This is a genomic window from Planomonospora parontospora, from assembly GCA_014647935.1.
Classification (GTDB): domain Bacteria; phylum Actinomycetota; class Actinomycetes; order Streptosporangiales; family Streptosporangiaceae; genus Planomonospora; species Planomonospora parontospora.
The window spans coordinates 133,584-148,618 of the sequence record BMQD01000001.1 but is presented as its reverse complement, the minus strand read 5'-3'; the positions used below and the strand labels follow the sequence as shown (position 1 = coordinate 148,618).

15 protein-coding genes are annotated in these 15,035 nt (G+C 73.0%); 8 read left to right on the top strand and 7 right to left on the bottom strand.

From position 1 onward, the window contains the following. The first annotated feature begins 2 nt into the window (after window positions 1-2). Window positions 3-863 carry a hypothetical protein gene (locus IEZ07_RS00670; protein ID WP_191892999.1) on the top strand — a complete coding sequence of 287 codons (861 nt, stop codon included), beginning with the start codon at window positions 3-5 and terminating at the stop codon, window positions 861-863. On the opposite strand, the gene IEZ07_RS00665 is transcribed toward IEZ07_RS00670, so the two are convergent. After that, window positions 805-1,224 carry a hypothetical protein gene (locus tag IEZ07_RS00665; protein ID WP_239319231.1) on the bottom strand — a complete coding sequence of 140 codons (420 nt, stop codon included), beginning with the start codon at window positions 1,222-1,224 and terminating at the stop codon, window positions 805-807. The genes IEZ07_RS00670 and IEZ07_RS00665 overlap by 59 nt on opposite strands. 118 nt (window positions 1,225-1,342) lie before the next feature. Between IEZ07_RS00665 and IEZ07_RS00660 the strand changes: the two genes are divergently transcribed. The 3 genes from IEZ07_RS00660 (at window position 1,343) to IEZ07_RS00650 (ending at window position 5,071) form a co-directional block, all read left to right on the top strand. After that, a complete protein-coding gene (locus tag IEZ07_RS00660; RefSeq protein WP_191892998.1) occupies window positions 1,343-3,217 on the top strand; it encodes a sensor histidine kinase in 1,875 nt (624 codons plus the stop codon). Window positions 3,218-3,498: 281 nt separating this feature from the next. Continuing rightward, window positions 3,499-4,680, top strand: a complete 1,182-nt coding sequence (locus IEZ07_RS00655) for an ROK family transcriptional regulator (protein ID WP_191892997.1) — start codon at window positions 3,499-3,501, stop codon at window positions 4,678-4,680. Window positions 4,681-4,867: 187 nt separating this feature from the next. Continuing rightward, a complete protein-coding gene (locus IEZ07_RS00650) occupies window positions 4,868-5,071 on the top strand; it encodes a hypothetical protein (protein ID WP_191892996.1) in 204 nt (67 codons plus the stop codon). Window positions 5,072-5,158: 87 nt separating this feature from the next. Here the strand turns inward: IEZ07_RS00650 and IEZ07_RS00645 are convergent, their stop codons facing one another. Both IEZ07_RS00645 and IEZ07_RS00640 read right to left on the bottom strand, forming a co-directional pair. Continuing rightward, on the bottom strand, window positions 5,159-5,728 hold the full coding sequence (locus IEZ07_RS00645; protein WP_068896783.1) for a hemerythrin domain-containing protein: 570 nt from the start codon (window positions 5,726-5,728) through the stop codon (window positions 5,159-5,161). A 267-nt stretch (window positions 5,729-5,995) separates the two neighbouring features. Beyond that, window positions 5,996-6,181, bottom strand: coding sequence for a hypothetical protein (locus IEZ07_RS00640; protein ID WP_191892995.1), 186 nt, complete (start codon window positions 6,179-6,181; stop codon window positions 5,996-5,998). Between the two features lie 228 nt (window positions 6,182-6,409). On the opposite strand from IEZ07_RS00640, the gene ctaD reads away from it, so the two are divergent. The 4 genes from ctaD to IEZ07_RS00620 all read left to right on the top strand — a co-directional run bounded on the left by ctaD (window position 6,410) and on the right by IEZ07_RS00620 (window position 10,095). After that, on the top strand, window positions 6,410-8,116 hold the full coding sequence (gene ctaD, locus IEZ07_RS00635; protein ID WP_191892994.1) for an aa3-type cytochrome oxidase subunit I: 1,707 nt from the start codon (window positions 6,410-6,412) through the stop codon (window positions 8,114-8,116). A gap of 75 nt (window positions 8,117-8,191) precedes the next feature. Beyond that, the gene (locus IEZ07_RS00630) at window positions 8,192-8,770 is read left to right on the top strand and encodes a DUF5709 domain-containing protein (protein WP_191892993.1); all 579 of its coding nucleotides are present in this window, start codon (window positions 8,192-8,194) and stop codon (window positions 8,768-8,770) included. 23 nt (window positions 8,771-8,793) lie between these two features. Further along, a complete protein-coding gene (locus IEZ07_RS00625; RefSeq protein WP_191892992.1) occupies window positions 8,794-9,354 on the top strand; it encodes a hypothetical protein in 561 nt (186 codons plus the stop codon). 402 nt (window positions 9,355-9,756) lie between these two features. Beyond that, window positions 9,757-10,095, top strand: a complete 339-nt coding sequence (locus tag IEZ07_RS00620) for a DUF3040 domain-containing protein (protein ID WP_068896788.1) — start codon at window positions 9,757-9,759, stop codon at window positions 10,093-10,095. A gap of 191 nt (window positions 10,096-10,286) precedes the next feature. Here IEZ07_RS00620 and IEZ07_RS00615 read toward each other — a convergent pair whose 3' ends face one another. The 4 genes from IEZ07_RS00615 to IEZ07_RS00600 all read right to left on the bottom strand — a co-directional run bounded on the left by IEZ07_RS00615 (window position 10,287) and on the right by IEZ07_RS00600 (window position 14,885). Beyond that, a complete protein-coding gene (locus IEZ07_RS00615; protein ID WP_191892991.1) occupies window positions 10,287-10,841 on the bottom strand; it encodes a hypothetical protein in 555 nt (184 codons plus the stop codon). A gap of 190 nt (window positions 10,842-11,031) precedes the next feature. Further along, window positions 11,032-11,631: an Ohr family peroxiredoxin gene (locus IEZ07_RS00610; RefSeq protein ID WP_191892990.1), complete on the bottom strand. Its 600-nt coding sequence runs from the start codon at window positions 11,629-11,631 to the stop codon at window positions 11,032-11,034. A gap of 103 nt (window positions 11,632-11,734) precedes the next feature. Then, on the bottom strand, window positions 11,735-13,879 hold the full coding sequence (locus tag IEZ07_RS00605) for a beta-galactosidase (RefSeq protein ID WP_191892989.1): 2,145 nt from the start codon (window positions 13,877-13,879) through the stop codon (window positions 11,735-11,737). Window positions 13,880-14,084: 205 nt separating this feature from the next. Continuing rightward, window positions 14,085-14,885 carry a carbohydrate ABC transporter permease gene (locus tag IEZ07_RS00600; RefSeq protein ID WP_191892988.1) on the bottom strand — a complete coding sequence of 267 codons (801 nt, stop codon included), beginning with the start codon at window positions 14,883-14,885 and terminating at the stop codon, window positions 14,085-14,087. Window positions 14,886-15,035 lie beyond the last annotated feature (150 nt).

The window sequence follows — 15,035 nt, the reverse complement described above, 5'->3', positions numbered from 1 at the left end:
GGATGAACGAGTTCCCATCCCTGAGCGAGGGCGCGGACCTGTCCGAGGTGATCGCCTCCCTGTCGCGGTCGGCGGAGGTCCTGGCCCGGGTCGCCGACGAGGTGGAGCGGGAGCCGCTGCCTCCCGGCCTCGTCAAGGCCCTGCCCCGGACCGAGCCGGTCGCGCTGCTGCTGGCCGCCCGGTCCGCGGAGGGCGAGGGCCGCTCGTTCGAGGCGGCCGGCCTCGTCGAGGAGGCCCTCGCCCTCGACGCCGGTCTCGAACCGGCCCTGCGGGACGCGGAGGAGTACGCCGCCTGCCGTACCGATCCCGGCCAGGAGCTGCCCGCGCGGGCCGCGCACCTGTTCCGGCGGCTGACCGCCTACCTCTACCGGCCGGCCCGCCGCCACCTGGTCGGCGACCTGGTGGCCCGGAGCGTGCGGGTGGCCGAGCACGCCCTGGCCGACCTGGCGTTGTTCGAGTACGACGTGGTCGGCGAGTTCCTGGACGCGCGGGGCGAGTGGCTGCGCAAGGACGAGGTCGCGCTGCTGGAGTCGTGGCGGCGGACCCCGCTCCGGCTCTGGGAGGTCCTCGGCGTCACCGGGCGGGAGATCACCCTGGGCGACGGCGACGGCGGCGAGGTGACCCTGACCGACGAGCTCCTGCCCGAGCAGGCCCTGCCCGGCGACCTGATGCTGACCCGGCTGCTGCACGACGGGGCCGGTCCGCGCGTGTTCGGCCACCCGTTCAAGGTGGACCCGGCGCGCAGGGACGAGATGCTCGCCCTGCTCGCCGGTCCGGTGGACCCTTCCGCGATCGCGGCCTTCTTCAGGCAGCCCGCACGGCCGGCGTCCGGCGGCTCTCCCACCACAGCGCCGCCCCGGTGATCAGCGCGCCCGCGCCCTCCCACAGGCCCACGCCGAGGAACTTCGCGGGCGCCTCGCCGGTGACCACCAGGGTGGTGAAGACGGTGAAGGTGACCAGGCGGAACGGGACCGTCCAGAGGAAGAAAGGGCGGAAGTCCACGGCCGAGGCGAGCATGTAGTAGACGCCCATGTTCACCGCCGCCATCGACGAGGCGGCCATGTAGACGAGGGTGTAGTCGCCGGGGGCGCGCGTCTGGAGCACCTCGAACCCGAGCATCTCCAGCGTCGTGCCGGGTGAGACGAGCCCGAGCAGGCCGAGGAGGAAGGCCAGCAGGCCGAAGACGGCGATGGTCCAGCCGGACGGGGTGCGCGGTAGCCGCACGGGGTGCCTCCGAGGTGGGGAACGCGAGGGGGATCTGACCGACCGGCCGCAGGAGGTGTAGCCTCAGCAGCGATCTCTGATCGCGCATTTCATCACGAAATTCCCCCCGAGGCGACGTATGGACAATCCCGGCCGGCCGATCCGCTTCCGGATCACCGCCCTGCTACTGGTGCCGATCGTCTCCCTCGTCCTGCTCTGGGGCTTCGCCGCGGCGCTGACCGCCGGGGACGGGATGCGGCTCCTGGAGATCAACACCCTGGTCGACAGGGTGGCCACGCCCTCGGAGAAGGCGGTCGTCGAGCTGCAGAACGAGCGGCTGCACTCGGCCCGCTACCTGCGCGACAGGTCCGACCAGGAGACGGTCGTCCAGCAGCGGCTGGAGTCCGACCAGGCCCTCGCCGCCTTCCGCAGGACCGCCCTGTCGGCGGAGACCCAGGACGCGGTCGGCGACGACATGCGCATCCGGCTCACCACGCTCTTCGCCGAGCTGGACCAGTTGCCCACCGCCCGCGCCCTGGTCGACTCCCGCGGTGCGGACACCACCCGGGTGATCCGCGCCTACAACAACATCATCGACTCGATGTTCCGCATGTACGACCGGATGATCCTGGTCCCCGACATCTCGATCTACCAGCAGGCCCGGTCGGTCACCGGACTCGGCGAGGCCAAGGAGCTCCTGGCCAGGGAGCGGGCGCTGCTGTCGGCCGTGGGCGCCGGGGGGAGGCTGACCGACACCGAGCACGCCGCGTTCGCCGAGATGGCCGCCGCCCGCCGGCTGGTGTACCGGCAGGCCCTGGCCCGGCTCGACACCGAGCTGCGCGGGCCGTACGACGTGCTCGGCACCTCCCCGTCCTACCGGGCCTTCCTCGACCTGGAGTCGCGGACGCTGGCCTTCCGCACGCTGCCGACGGACCTGTCGCCGGTGGAGCAGCTCTGGGTCAAGGTGGAGCGCCAGCAGGTCGAGGTGGTCTCGCTGCTGACGGCCCGGGTCATCCCCGCCGCGGTCGCCATCCTGGTCCAGATCGCGGTCGCGGGCGGACTCGGCCTGATCATGCTGATCCTGTCGGTGGTGCTGGCGCACCGGTTCGCCGCACGGCTCGCCGCCGAGCTGGGCGAGCTGCGGGACATGGCCATCCAGCTGGCGGAGGTGCGGATGCCCCGGCTGGTCGAGCGGCTCCGGCGGGGCCAGGAAGCCCCCGAGGAGGCGCTGCCCCCGCTCGGCGGCACGCCGGAGATCCGCGACATCGGGCAGGCGCTCGACACGGTCCGGCACACCGCCTACGAGGCGGCGGCGGACCAGGCCAGGCTCCGCAGGGGCGTCAGCCAGGTCTTCGTCAGCCTGGCCCGGCGCAACCAGTCGCTGCTGCACCGCCAACTCACCCAGCTGGAGGCGATGCAGCGCAAGGAGGAGCAGCCGGAGACGCTCTCCGACCTCTACCGCCTGGACCACCTGACCACCAGGATGCGCCGCCACGCGGAGAACCTGATCATCCTGTCCGGCGCGGCGCCCGGCCGGGGCTGGCGCAAGCCGGTCCCGGTGGTGGACGTGCTGCGCGCGGCCGTGGCGGAGGTCGAGGAGTACGCCCGGGTGCGGGTGCTGCCCGCGCCCCAGGCCTCGCTGACCGGCGCGGCCGTGGCCGACCTCATCCACCTGGTCGCGGAGCTGGTGGAGAACGCGACGGTGTTCTCCCCGCCGCAGACCCGGGTGATCGTGCGGGCCGAGTGGGCGGCGGCCGGGCTGGCCGTCGAGGTGGAGGACCGCGGTCTGGGCATCCCGGACGCGGAGCTGGCCGAGCTCAACCGCCGCCTGGCCGAGCGGCCGGAGTTCGACCTGGCCGACAGCGACCGGCTCGGCCTGTTCGTGGTCGCCATGCTCGCCTCCCGGCACGGCGTCCAGGTCACCCTGCGCCCCTCCCCCTACGGCGGGATCAGCGCGATCGCCCTGATCCCGTCCTCGGTGCTGGCCGAGGAGGAGACCCCCGCGCTCCCGTGACCGGGATCGCCCGGCCGGTGCGCGGCCGCGGGTCTGGCCGCGCAGTGGCGTCCAGCCGGGCCGCGGCGCCGTTCTCCGCCGCCGGGAGGTCCTCACCGCTCGGCTTGATCATGGTCATCCGGGTCTGCGGGTCCGCCGGGCGGGGCGCGGACCGGGACGGTGGGAGCCTCATCACTTATGGCGGGGATCAGCCGAAGATAGCCCCGATATGGGCATAATGAAGGGGTGTCGCGGACGCAAGTCCCTTTGACGGGCGGAAACGAGGGGTGTTGACTGTGCGCATGCCGAGCGAGGGGGACGGTCCGATCTCCGGCGCGGGGACGCTCCTGGGCATCCTGCGCGACGGGCAGGCCCGCACCCGGGCCGAGCTGGTGCAGCTCACCGGTCTGGCCCGGTCCACCCTGGCCCAGCGGCTCGACGCGCTCGTCAGCCAGCAGTGGATCGTGCCCACCGAGGAGGCGGTCTCCTCGGGCGGGCGCCCCGCCGTCGCCTTCACCTTCAACCGCTCCGCCCGCGTCGTCCTCGCCGCCGATCTCGGCGCCACGCACGCCAGGATCGCGGTCACCGACCTGGCGACCGAGGTGCTGGCCGAGCGTGCGGCCGAGATGCCGATAGACCGGGGACCCGAGCCGACGCTCACCTGGCTCCAGCGGACCTTCGAGGAGATGCTCACCGAGACCGGCCACTCGATGGCCGAGGTGTGCGGCATCGGCGTCGGGCTGCCCGGCCCGGTCGAGCACGGCTCCGGACGCCCGGTCAACCCGCCGATAATGCCGGGCTGGGACGGCTTCCCCGTCCCCGAGTGGCTCGGCGGGCGGCTGGGCGTGCCCGTGCTCGCCGACAACGACGTGAACATCATGGCCCTCGGCGAGCACTGGGCCGCCCGCCCGGAGGCCGACCACCTCATCTTCGTCAAGATCGGCACCGGCATCGGCTGCGGCATCATCAGCGACCGCCGCCTGCACCGCGGCGCCCAGGGCGCGGCCGGGGACATCGGGCACATCCGGGTCGCCTCGGCCCTCGACACCGTCTGCCGGTGCGGCAACGCCGGCTGCCTGGAGGCCGTCGCCGGGGGGGCCGCGATGGCCGCCCGGCTGCGCGCCCAGGGGGTGGAGGCGGCGGACAGCCGTGACGTGGTCCGCCTGGTGCGGGGCGGCAACACCCAGGCCGTCCAGCTCATCCGCCAGGCGGGACGCGAGATCGGCGACGTCCTCGCCTCGATCGTGAACTTCTTCAACCCCTCGGTCATCGTGATCGGCGGCGACCTCTCCGAGGCCGGGGAGCAGGTGCTGGCCGGGCTCCGCGAGGTCATCTACAGCAGGTCGCTCCCCCTGGCCACCCAGCACCTGACCATCACCGCCAGCGAGCTGGGCGATCGGGCGGGTGTGATCGGCGCGGCCGTCATGGTCGTCGACCACGTGCTGTCCCCCGGCACCGTCGACCGGTCCGTCGCCCCGGACTGAACCGCCGTCACGCCGGTTCGCGTCCGCGCCGGGGCGGAGCGGGACCCCATCCCCTTGATCATCTTCTCGGGCCGGGCGGCGCATGGTCTCCCGACTGCCGGGTATGCCCGGTTTTGAGAACCTGACGTGGGGAGACAGCGGCCGGGCGCGCCCGGCCGTACCGACAGACCCGTACGGGGGGAACACCATGGCGGAACCGAGAACGTCCGGCCCGGACACCGGGGAGAGCCCGGAGACCCTGTCGCCCGGCGGCTCCCGGCACCTGCAGAGCCCGCTCTCCCAGTCGCCGGACGCCCAGCCCGAAGGGGACCCCGAGGGCGGGGTCTGGGTGGACCCGCATCCGCCCGGAGCGGACTCCCCCGACGACGTGGAGGAGCCCTCCGACGACTGAGCCCGGCCGTGTGCGCGGCCGGAGCCGGCGGGTGCGGCCGGGCGCGGCGACCGCGAGCGGTGCGGAGGCCGCGCCGGGCCGGGGGCGCTAGTCCTTCCCGCGGCCGGTGATCGCGTCGCGCATCCGGTCGACCAGACCGGTCAGCGGCCCCACCATCATGTTGGCCGGAGGCTTGTCCGGCGCGGCCGGGTGCGGTCGCGTGGGGGCGATCTTCTTGATCGCCTGGACCTTCCGCCCCAGCTCGGCGAGCTGGGAGACGTCGCTGTGCGCGCGCAGCTGGGGGAAGAGCTCGTCCTCCTCCTCCCGGATGTGGGTCCGGATCTCCATCATCAGCTGCTTGAGCAGGGCCGCGTGGCCGGGATCGGCGACGTCGGTCTGCTCCAACCTCTTCATGGTCTTCTCGGCCTCGGCGTGCTCGGCCAGTTCCCGGTCGGCGAGCTGGTCGCCACCGGGCACGACCCTGCGGACGGCCGGGTACAGGTAGGCCTCCTCGGCGACCGCGTGGCGGACCAGCTCGATGATGACCTTCTCGGTCAGCTGGCGGCGCCGCTCCATGTCGCTCGGGCTCAGCCGCTCCAGCTCGGTGAACATCTGCTCGACCTCGCGGTGGTCGTGCGTCAGCACGGCGACGACGTCGGTCTCCTGGACTGTGCTCATCGGCGGTTTCCTCTCTGCACCCGCGGACCGGCACCGAGGGCCTGCCCGGCGACGGGCCGTCGCCGGTCGCCGCGCCCCCGGCCGGTGCCGCGGCGGGACTCTCCCACCGCCAAGGTCGCAAACGCAGCGGTGCGCGCACGGCCGACGCGGCCGCGCCGAACAAGGCTTTTCCGCGGGATGCCCGCTTGATTACCTCGGTCCCCTAAGCGGGAGATCCACCTCCGAGCGGCCTTTGCGCCTGCCTCCCGGCCCTGCCGGGCTCCGGCGTCACACCTCGGTCGGCTTCTCGTACCCCTCGTCCTGTCCGTAGACCCGGCGGTCCGGATCGCCCTCGGGCTGGTTGGCCGGGTCAGTCTCGGACGGCGCGGCCTCCCCGGCGATGTCCGGCTCGTCGTGCACCTCGGGGTTCTCCCTGCGGTCGGCGAGCGGCTTGTCCTCATCGGATCGCGGCATGTTCCCTCCCGGTCGGTCTCGTCGATGCGGGAGGTCTGCCCCCGGACGGCCCGTCCATGCCGGGCGCACCCGCCTCCGGAGAGCCCGCCGAAACCGTACAGACCACCCCGAATGAGGGAAGGAGCAGATTCGGCATGACTCCGCGGGGTAATTAGGTGATCACACTGAGCGACCGCGGGCCGGCGTTCCCCGGTCCCCGGTGCGGCACCGACCACGTGGAGACTAGTGATGACGACCTACAGACAGCCCTCCGGGGAGCCGCTCACCTCACCGCTGGCCCCGGTCCACCGGCATCGCCGGGGCGCCGTTGTCGTGCACTGGCTGACCTCCACCGACCACAAGGTGATCGGCTACCTCTACCTGATCACCTCGTTCGGATTCTTCCTGGTCGGCGGGATCATGGCGCTCGTCATCCGCGCCGAGCTCGCCCAGCCCGGCATGCAGATCGTGCACCAGCAGCTGTACAACCAGCTGTTCACCATGCACGGCGCGATCATGCTGCTGCTGTTCGCCACCCCCCTCTTCGCCGGGTTCGCCAACGTGGTCATGCCGCTGCAGATCGGCTCGCCGGACGTGGCCTTCCCCCGGCTGAACATGGTCAGCTACTGGCTGTTCCTGTTCGGCGGGTTGATCGCGGTCAGCGGCTTCTTCACCAACGGCGGCGCCGCCGACTTCGGCTGGACGGCCTACACGACGCTGTCCCTCGACACCTTCTCCCCGCAGACCGGCAGCGACCTGTGGATCTCGGGCCTGGTGATGACCGGTCTGGGCACCATCCTGGGCTCGGTCAACTTCATCACCACGATCATCTGCATGCGCGCGCCGGGACTGACCATGTTCCGGATGCCGATCTTCACCTGGAACGTGCTGCTCACCTCGATGCTGGTGCTGATGGCGTTCCCGGTGCTGGCCGCCGCCCTGCTGGGCCTGCTGGCCGACCGCAAGCTCGGCACGCACATCTTCGACCCGGTGACGGGCGGCCCGCTGCTCTGGCAGCATCTGTTCTGGTTCTTCGGCCACCCCGAGGTCTACGTCATCGCGCTGCCGTTCTTCGGCATCATCACCGAGGTCATCCCGGTCTTCAGCCGCAAGCCGATCTTCGGCTACGTCGGCCTGGTCGGCGCGACCATCGCCATCGCCGGTCTGTCCATGGCGGTCTGGGCGCACCACATGTTCCCGACCGGCCAGGTGCTGCTGCCGTTCTTCTCGTTCATGACGTTCCTCATCGCGGTCCCGACCGGGGTGAAGTTCTTCAACTGGGTCGGCACCATGTGGCGGGGGCACATCGTGCTGCAGTCGCCGATGCTGTTCGCCATCGGCTTCCTGGTCACCTTCCTGTTCGGCGGCCTGACCGGCATCATCCTGGCCTCCCCGCCGCTGGACTTCCACGTCCACGACTCCTACTTCGTGGTGGCGCACTTCCACTACGTCGTCTTCGGCACCGTGGTCTTCGCGATGTTCGCCGGTTTCTACTTCTGGTGGCCGAAGATGACCGGCCGCATGCTCAACGACACGCTCGGCAAGTGGCACTTCTGGACGCTGTTCATCGGCTTCCACACCACCTTCCTGGTCCAGCACTGGCTCGGCGTGGAGGGCTTCCCGCGCCGCTACGCCGACTACAGCACCGCCGACGGCTTCACCGACCTGAACATCGTCTCCTCCCTCGGCGCCCTCCTCCTCGGCCTGTCCACGCTCCCGTTCGTCTACAACGTCTGGCACACCGCCAAGTACGCGCCGCGGGTGACCGTGGACGATCCGTGGGGGTACGGCAACTCCCTGGAGTGGGCCACCTCCTGCCCGCCGCCGCGGCACAACTTCACCTCCATCCCCACCATCCGCTCCGAACGGCCCGCCTTCGACCTGCACCACCCCAAGGTGGCCGCCGAGTCCCAGCCGCGCCAGCTCGACCCGACCGAGCCCTCCGAGGAGATCTGACTCCACCGCCTCCGTTACCGCCGAGACTCGGGGGGCAGCGGGGGACGGTAGGGGAAACAGCAGGAAGGAGTCGCTGTGAGCGAGCACATTCCGGAGCACGACCCGCATTCGCGGTTCGAGGACGAGGGCATCCCGGACCTGCAGGACGGCACTCCGCAGCAGCAGTGGGCGGTGGATCCGCAGGAGGCGCCGCTTCCCGGCGACCGTCCCATCGCGGTCGACGACTTCGGGACCACGGTCGACGAGCAGATCCAGGGCGAACCGCTGGAGGGCCGCCTGGCCCGCGAGGTGCCCGAGGAGCAGCCGGTGTTCGGGGTCGACCCGTCCGAGGAGACCGGCCCCGGGGAGCGGCGCCTGGACCCGGAGATCCCGGACGACCTCGACGGCGGGGTGAGCGCCGAGAGCGGCCTGGGGCCGGGCTCCGATCTCGACACCGGGTACGAACCGGACACCGGCGTCGATGCCGGCTACCCCGCGCAGCCGGAGGAGCCGTCCGGCGCCGTGTGGGACGAGCCCCGGCCCGCGGGCCGGCTGGTCGACCCCGACCAGGGCGGGCGCTCCGACACCGAGGCCGATCTGATCGGCGAGGAGGTGGGCCCGGACGGCGGCGGCTACACGGCCGAGGAGGCCGCCATGCGGGTGGAGCCCGAGTGAGCGCGGCAGGAGGAGAGAACGCGATGAGCGAGGAAGAGCGCCGCAGAGAGGCCGAGCGGGAGAAGTTCAAGGGCACGACCTTCGACCCCGAGCTGCACGACATGGGCGGCGACGTCGGCCCCGCCTCGATCCGCGGGTCCAACGCCAAGCCCGGCGGTGATCCGAACGACGACGCCGCGCCCAGGAGCGGCTGGTCCGAACCGATGGGATACATGGCCGGCCCCGACGACGAGCAGCCGGGCACGGCCGGCTCGGACGCCAAGGCGGTGGGCGCGCGCACCGACGACCTCGACCACGTCGAGACGGTCCCCGGGCCCAGCCCCTCCCCCATGCCGGAGGGCACCGACGGCCCGTACGACCGTCCGGAGGACGCCGCCCGGCGGGCGAGGGGCCCGGTGGAGGACGGTCCGGACGACGACGGACCGCGGCCGGACCGTACGGCCGCGGCCGGGGGCGGGCACGTGGGGGCCGGCCTCGACTGGGTCTCCGGGGACGAGGACGATCCCGACGGAGGGTCCGGCCGGACCGGGGAGGACGACGGAGGCTACCTGCCGGGAGAGGGAACGGGCCGGCCCTTCCGTTGAGCCCCCCGCTCTCCGGGCCGCCGGCGACCCGCTGTCCGCTCTTCAAGCCGCCGGTGACCCGCCGTTCACTCTCCGGGCCGCCGGTCCGGCCGCCCGCCCCATCGCGCCGGTTCCTTCGGCACGGCGGGGCGGGCGGTCGCATGACGGGGCGGATGGTTCCAGATGAAAGCCACGAAAAGGTGAGATTCAGGTCTCCGATGACGTTCCGGTGCCAAAGTTCTGCGATCTCCGCGCGGGCGCAGCGTGATCACGGCTCGACGGGGAATTCGTCCTGATGGCTGGATGAAACAGCCGATAGGTGCTCCCCCTCCTCTCTTGGACGGCCATGTCACCTCTGAGCAGTGTCAACCTGATCGCCCGGGCTCCCCGCCGAGCCGGTCCTCCGCGCGCCGGCGGCACGTCGTGAGCCTGTCCCGGCGGGAGAGCCAGATCCTGGCGGAGATCGAGCAGTCGCTCCGCAGGCAGGACCGGGCCTTCGCCTGCCGTATGGACGCTCTGAACGCGGCACGGCCCGCCAGGGGCGTGTGCCACCGCTTCGGCTACACCACCAGCCGGCGGGAACTCGTCTGCGTCGTCGCCGCCACGTTCATCCTGACGGCCGTGCTGGTGGTCCTCACCCTCGCGCTCCCCGACCGCCCGTGTACGCCGCGCTCCTCTCCCGCCTCCGCCGGGCCCACCACCTCCGAGCCGCCCTCCTCCGAACTCCCCGCCGAGGTCCGCAGGCCGGCCTGCCGCCCGTGAGCGGCGCCTCGGCCCCGCTCGTCCCCACCCCGTTCGCCGCGTCCCACGGCGCCGACGGCGCCGAGGCCCGTGCCCGGATCGCCGGGGCACCACCGCTCCGGCGGGGCTGAGCGGGTACGGCTCTGCGGTCCGCCGGACGACCAGGAGCCACTCGACACCTCGTCGAGTGGCTCCTGTTCCGCCGGCCCCTGTCAGCGGGAGAAGGCCCCGCGCACCACGCCCCGGACGACCTCCCCGGGCCGCTGCTGCTCGCCGTGCAGGGAGGTCAGGACGACCAGCACGCCCGTGAGGCCGGGGACCACCCACTGCATGACGCGCAGCCGCCGCTGCGCCGTGGCGATCTCGAGCGGGGTGTCCTCGTCCGGCTTCACCCCGCCCTCCGCGGGCACGTCGCCGGCCCGGTCGAGCTCGGCGCCGAGCTTCCTGCTGTAGGCCGTCGCGGCCAGCGCCGCACCGGTCACGATCCCCTTGGCCACGGAGTTGGCGGCCACGCCCCGCTGGGCGGCCACCCGTCCCTTGTTCGCCGCCAGCAGGCCGAACGAACCGATGATGTTCATCGCGATGCCCACGGCGTTGACCGGCGTCCACCGGTTCCATCCGGCGTTCGCCACCCGCGTGCGCTCGCGCCTGTCGCTCACCTCGGAGGAGGCGCCGTTGAGGCCGACGGCGCCCATCAGCGCGCCCCCGAACCAGATGGCCGTCCCGAGGTCGTGCACGGCGCGCACGACCGTGTTCCGTTGCCGCATGGGCTTTCTCCCTGCCGTCGATCTGCCGTCGATCTGCCGTCGGTATGGACTCCGACGACGTCCCGGCGGGCACCTCCGCCGGCGTCGTCGCGACGGAGGTTGACTACCCGGATCCGGCGGCGGGCTCCCGCCCGTCCCCGTTCCTGGGATGATTCCTGGGACAAGATTGACACGGGCCCGCCACCCGGGGTCAGGCCACGCGCACCGCGACCTCCGCGGAGCCCAGCAGCGCCTTGGAATACGGGCAGTGCCGGTGCGCCTGCTCGGCGAGGCGCCCGGCGGTCTCCCGGTCAACCCGGGGCATCCGGACCGTCACCTCGACGCCGATCGCGTAGTCGTCGCTCTTGCCGCGTTTGCGCAGCGCCACGGCCGCGTCGACACTGGCGCCGCCGGTGTCCGCGCCTCCCCGGCCGGCGACCAGTTCGAGGGAGCTGTGGAAGCAGGTCGCGTAGGCCGCGGCCAGGAGCTGCTCCGGGTTGGGGGCGCCTCCGGGCCCGCCGAGCTCGCGGGGGGCCCGCATCTCCAGATCGAGCAGCCCGTCGTCCGTGGTCACCCGCCCGCCCCGGCCGCCCGCCGACGACGCCCGCGCGGTGTAGAGGGTGTCGTAGTCCCCATGGCCGTCCGGGCCGCCCGCACCGGGCGCGGACCCGTCGTGCCCGGCCGCCGTGCGGTGCGGGCCGAGCTCGGCCTCGACGCCCGGCCCCGAGTAGTCCGAGGCCGTCACCCGGCCCGGCGCGCCGGCCGTGCCGGTTCCCGGCCGCTCCCGGCCGGTTCTCGTGTCCTGGCTCATGGATCGATCCCCCGAATCTCCCCGCCCGGGACGGGCCCGACGCCCGCCGTGTCCTGCCGTCCCGGGTCCGGATCCGCGTGACACGGCGGGGAACGCCGGTTACCTACCCCAGCGGGGAGAGCTGACACGGTCTCGTGATCACCGGCCCCTCGATCCGGACCAGGTCGGCGGGCTCCTCCGCCGCGTACACCGCCCCTCCCGTCCGGACGGCGGCGGCGACCGCCGAGTCGAGGTGGCCGTTGACGCCCTTGACCAGGAAGTCGTCCAGTGCGCCCGCGACGAGGCGCAGGACGGCCGCGCCGCCGCGTGCGGTGACGACCTCCGTCTCCCGGCCGTCCAGGTCGATCCGTACGGGACCTTCGTGGCCGCTCATGGCCAGCACCGTCAGGTAGGCGACGTCGCGGTCCGGGTGCACCCGCAGGAACGCGTCGGCGTCGCCCTCGACCACCCGGGGCCCGCGCGCCGTCCCCCCGGCCTCGGTGCCGCCGGTCCCGGTGCCGCCGGTCCCAGGAGCGCCGTCCACGCCGTCCACGCCGTCCACGCCCGCCGCACCGCCTGCGTCCGCCGTACCGCCCTGCGGGACCGCGGCCCCGCCGAGCGCATCGGCGAGGATCCGGCACGGGCGCAGGTCCTCGTCCAGCTCGGGCAGGGCGCCGTCGACGTCCAGGAGGCCGCCGCCCGCGACGTACCCGGCCAGCAGCCGCTGGACGCGGCGGTGCATGAACGGGCCGCCCGGGACCGTCAGGCGCGGGCAGGAGGCCGGTTCCAGCGCGTCCGCGCTCTCCAGGTCCAGCACCCGGTAGTCGAGCCCGGCGGCGCGCATGCGGTCGTGGAAGGCGCGCAGCGCGCGGCCGCACTCCGGAGCGCCGGAGCCGGGCGGCGCCCAGGCGGCGATGCCCGCGTACGGCAGGTAGAGCCCGAACGCCCCGCCGTGCACCGGCGCGCACTCCAGGAACTCGGCTCCGTGCCGGGCGAAGAACTCCGCCAGCGCGCGCACCGCGGGCGCCTTCGCACCGGCCGTGCCGTCGGCGCCGATGGGCGCGCAGTCGGGGTACGGCGCGGCGTGCACGGAGTCGAGCCCGGGCGGCCAGCCCGAGGTGCCCGCCGCGGTGTAGACGTTGAAACCGGTCGCCCCGGCGGCCAGGGCGAGCAGGCTCTGGTGGAAGCTGGTGGCCGCGTCGGCGTAGGCGCGGTCGTAGAGCTCGGAGAACCCCCAGTTCTCCTCCAGGTTCGGGCCGGGCGCGCGCTTGGCGGCGAGCACGTAGCGGGCCTGCGCGTCGGGATCCGCCGAGACCACGCCCATCCAGTTGGTGAAGCCGTAGTGGACGCCTTTCCACATCTCGGGGCGGACCCGGGCCAGCCAGTCGTCGAAGGAGTGGTGGTCGCCCGCGGGCGGGTTCAGGTTGACCACGACCGGGACGCCGCAGCCCACCGCGCGGGTCCAGCGGTGGTAGACCTCGGTGAGGTAGTCGGCGTGGAAGCGGCCCCAGTCGGCGTACGCCTGCTGCTCCTCCGGACGCGCGGGCGCCGTCCACTCCCGGGGCGGCTCGATCTCGTCCCAGCCGCGGACCTCCGTCGCGTGGACCCGGTTGTACTCCTCCGGCGTGCCGTACCGCCGCTCCAGCCCGGCCCGGAAGAAGGCCAGGCCCGAGGCGCTGTAGTCGTAGGCCGACAGGGGCAGCGCCCCGTTGGTGAAGACGCCCTCGTTGGCGATCTGCACCAGGACGACGGGGCCGTCCGGATGGCGGGCGCCCGCGAGGACCTGCTCACCGACCGCCTCCAGCCACCGGGTCGCGTGCGCGTCGAAGACCGCGCCGAGCGGGGCGGGCAGCTGCCGGCCGGCCCAGCGCGCGGGGGCTCCCGCCGCGTCCAGCAGGGGCTCGATCAGACCGTCGGCCTCCGGGTCGACCCAGTCGGGCAGGCCGCCGAAGTCGGTCTCGGCGTGGATGAACGGCCCCGGCTTGGCGACGACCTCGACCCCGAGCGAGCGGCACAGGGCGAGGAAGCCGACGACGTCGCGGCTCGGGTGGGTGGAGCCGGTGAAGTCCGGCGGCGATCCGGCCTCCGGCTGGTGGTGCCGCCAGGGGATGTAGCAGGTGACGATGGTGATGCCCAGTTCGTCGCGGATCGCGGTGATCCGGTCCGCCCAGACCGAGGGACGGTCGCGGTAGTAGGGGTAGTCGGCGGTGACGAGCAACCGGGGCTCGCCGTCGAGGACGGTGACTCCGTCGCGGACCTCGATGGTCACGCAGGACTCCTTCTGACGAGCGCGCACGGGCCTGCGGCGGGTGCGCACGGATACGGACGGACACGGACAGGTGTGGACGGGTCTGCCGCGGATACGGACGGACGCGAACGGGTGCGGACGGGTGCCGATGAGCGTCGGCGGGCGGGCCCGGGCCGGCGGGTACGGCGGGCCGGGCCGGTGCCGCCGGATCCGGCGGCACCGGGGCCTACGACTTCAGGCCGGTGAACGCGATGCCGGCCAGGATGCGCCGCTGGAAGACCAGCAGGACGATGACCACGGGGACGACGGCCAGCGAGGCGCCGGCCATGATGTAGTAGGCGCGGCCCGCCCACTGGCTGGTGAGCTGCTGCAGCGCGAGCGGCAGCGTGTACAGGTCGGGGCTGTTGAGCACGACCAGCGGCCAGACCAGGTCGTTCCAGTGGAAGATGAAGCTGGTGATCGTGACGACCGCGAGCACCGGCTTGGAGAGCGGCAGGATGATCCGCCAGAAGATCTGCATCCGGCCGGCCCCGTCGATGAGCGCGGCCTCCTCCAGCTCGGCCGGCAGGGAGCGGAAGAACTGCCGGAGCAGGAAGACGTCCAGCACCGAGACCAGGTTGGGCACGATCAGGCCCCAGGGCGAGTCGAACATGCCGAGCTGCTGGGTGACGTGGACCCTGGGCACCAGCAGCGTGATCGTGGGCACCATCATCCCGGCGAGCAGGACGACGAAGAGCCTGTCCCGCCCGGGGAAGGGAATGCGCGCGAAAGCGTAGGCGGCGAAGGCGTCCAGGAGCAGCTTGCCGGGTACCAGGACGAGGCAGACCCAGAGGCTGTTGAGGAACGCCTGGCCGAAGCCGCTGATGTCGAGGACGTAGGAGTAGTTCTCCAGGGTGGGGGACCACTCCCCCGTCCTGCGGTCCAGCGGCAGCAGGCTGGGCACCTTGGTGTAGATGTCCGGGCCGTGCTTGAAGGAGGTCGCGAGCATCCAGACGAACGGGACGACCGCGACGGCCGCGAGCGCCACGAGGGCCGCGTAGACGGGGGCGAGCCTCAGCCGGGACCGGACCGGCCCCGCCGGCGTCCCGGACCTCCCCGGCGGTCCCGGCCTCCCCGGTGCGCTCTGTGTCCCCGGCGTTCCCGGCGTTCCCGGTGTTCCCGGTGTTCCCGGTGTTCC

What these genes read in the sequence shown, in the direction of transcription:
- IEZ07_RS00670 (WP_191892999.1), top strand. Translation starts at nt 3, where the DNA reads ATGAACGAGTTCCCATCCCTGAGCGAGGGCGCGGACCTGTCCGAGGTG.
- IEZ07_RS00655 (WP_191892997.1), top strand. Translation starts at nt 3,499, where the DNA reads ATGCCGAGCGAGGGGGACGGTCCGATCTCCGGCGCGGGGACGCTCCTG.
- ctaD (WP_191892994.1), top strand. Translation starts at nt 6,410, where the DNA reads ATGACGACCTACAGACAGCCCTCCGGGGAGCCGCTCACCTCACCGCTG.
- IEZ07_RS00610 (WP_191892990.1), bottom strand. Translation starts at nt 11,631, where the DNA reads ATGAGCCAGGACACGAGAACCGGCCGGGAGCGGCCGGGAACCGGCACG.
- IEZ07_RS00645 (WP_068896783.1), bottom strand. Translation starts at nt 5,728, where the DNA reads ATGAGCACAGTCCAGGAGACCGACGTCGTCGCCGTGCTGACGCACGAC.
- IEZ07_RS00660 (WP_191892998.1), top strand. Translation starts at nt 1,343, where the DNA reads ATGGACAATCCCGGCCGGCCGATCCGCTTCCGGATCACCGCCCTGCTA.
- IEZ07_RS00640 (WP_191892995.1), bottom strand. Translation starts at nt 6,181, where the DNA reads ATGCCGCGATCCGATGAGGACAAGCCGCTCGCCGACCGCAGGGAGAAC.
- IEZ07_RS00625 (WP_191892992.1), top strand. Translation starts at nt 8,794, where the DNA reads ATGAGCGAGGAAGAGCGCCGCAGAGAGGCCGAGCGGGAGAAGTTCAAG.
- IEZ07_RS00615 (WP_191892991.1), bottom strand. Translation starts at nt 10,841, where the DNA reads ATGCGGCAACGGAACACGGTCGTGCGCGCCGTGCACGACCTCGGGACG.
- IEZ07_RS00650 (WP_191892996.1), top strand. Translation starts at nt 4,868, where the DNA reads ATGGCGGAACCGAGAACGTCCGGCCCGGACACCGGGGAGAGCCCGGAG.